The 1660-nt window shown below is 72.0% G+C and carries 1 protein-coding gene; it reads left to right on the top strand.

The features are described 5' to 3' along the window. The first annotated feature begins 715 nt into the window (after positions 1 to 715). Positions 716 to 1657, top strand: coding sequence for a serine hydrolase (locus ACJOT3_RS34405; protein WP_406977313.1), 942 nt, complete (start codon positions 716 to 718; stop codon positions 1655 to 1657). Positions 1658 to 1660: the final 3 nt, after the last annotated feature.

Genomic DNA, 1660 nt, shown 5'->3' with positions numbered 1-1660 from the left:
CCGCCTCCACCGCGGCCCCGGCCCGGGCGGGGGCGCGCCCGCCTCCCGGAGGCGACCGGCGCACCCCCGCCGATGGCACGGCAACGGCATTCGACCAGGCCGCGATATCCGGACCCGGGATATTACATTCCAGGCGACGGACACCCATGATGTGATTCTCACATTTCTTCCCGGAGGGCCCTATTTCTCCGAACTCGGGCTTCTCCGTGAAGGACCCGTGTGCGCGTTCCGGAAGGAGTTGACGCCACCACCCCACCCCGGGCAGGATGCGAACGCCCCGGCCACCGGGCACATGCGCCCGCAGGGGCGACCGATCCGAATTCCTTGAAAAAGGCGCGCGATCGGAGAACCGGACGAGGGGAGAACGCGATACGGGGAATGGCTCATCTCGAAGCCCCCTCCCCGGGCCATCGCATTCGCCGTGCGCGGAGGCCGGAAAGGAAAAGACGACACACCTCGCCACGAGTGCCGTCGAGAACCCGTCACAGGGATCCGCCAAAGCTCCCATCTGGGCCGGTCACCGTTCCGCGCCCCCCGGGGCGAGATCCGGGCTCTCGACCGGCCTCCAGGAACACCGCACCGCAGAACGGAACCCGTGCGTGACACCCCGCCCCGGCGGACCCGGCCCCCGCGGCCGGGCCCCACCCCGACCCCTGCCACCCCTACCGCCCCCGCCACCCGACCACCAGGTCGCCCGCTCACTCCGAGGAGATCCATGACGTCCACCGCCCGAACGACCACCGGCCGGAGCACGGCCGCGGCGCTCACCGCCCTGCTGACCGCCGGCCTCACCCTCGCCCTGCCCCCGGCCGCCTCCGCCGCACCCCAGGGCGCCCCCGTGTGCACCTCCGACACCCGCCCCGACCTGGCCGCCGAACTGGGCGAGCGCATCCGCCAGGAGGCCGACGCCCGCGAGGGCACCGTCGCCGTGGGCGTCTCCGCCCTCGACGGCGACCTGGTCTGCGCCCTGGGGGCGGGCATCGAGTTCGACGCCGCCAGCGTCGGCAAGGTGGTCGTGCTCGGCGCGCTGCTGCGCACCGCCATGGACGAGGGGCGCGAGCTCACCGACCGGGAGAAGGAGCTCGCCACCGACATGATCACCGTGTCGGGCAACGACTCCGCGGTGGAGCTGCGCAACCGACTGGGCCCGGCGCGCATCCAGCGCTTCCTCGACCTGGCCGGGATGGACGACACCCGCCTGCACCCCGAGGGCTACGTGGGCCTCATGAAGATCAACGTCGAGGACCAGCTCACCCTGCTGGAGTTGCTGCGCACCGACAACGACGTACTCGGCGCCGACGAGCGCGCCTACGCGCGCGGCCTCATGGGCGACGTGGTCCCCTCCCAGCGCTGGGGCGTTCCCACAGGTGCGCCCGCGGACGCCCGGGTCTACCTCAAGAACGGCTGGCTGCCCTACGACAACACCGACACCTGGCGGGTCAACAGCATCGGCGGGTTCCAGGACACCCCGATCGGCGACTACGACGTGGTCGTGCTGACCGACGGCAACGACGGCATGCAGTACGGGGTGGACGGCATCGAGGCCGTGGCCATCGGCGTGCACGCGGTCCTGACCGGTGAGAGCCCGCGCGCCCTGTCGCAGACCGAGACCACCGAGATCCCCGAGGCCGTCTCCGACGGCTCCGACAAGGCCTGACGG

The sequence above is a fragment of the Nocardiopsis protaetiae genome (assembly GCF_045446735.1).
GTDB classification, from domain to species: Bacteria; Actinomycetota; Actinomycetes; order Streptosporangiales; family Streptosporangiaceae; genus Nocardiopsis; species Nocardiopsis protaetiae.
Note: the sequence above shows the minus strand (reverse complement) of the source record. Positions and strands in the feature narration are given on the sequence as shown.

Bases quoted from the DNA above. Each gene is read 5' to 3' on its own strand.
- ACJOT3_RS34405 (WP_406977313.1), top strand. From the start codon at position 716: ATGACGTCCACCGCCCGAACGACCACCGGCCGGAGCACGGCCGCGGCG.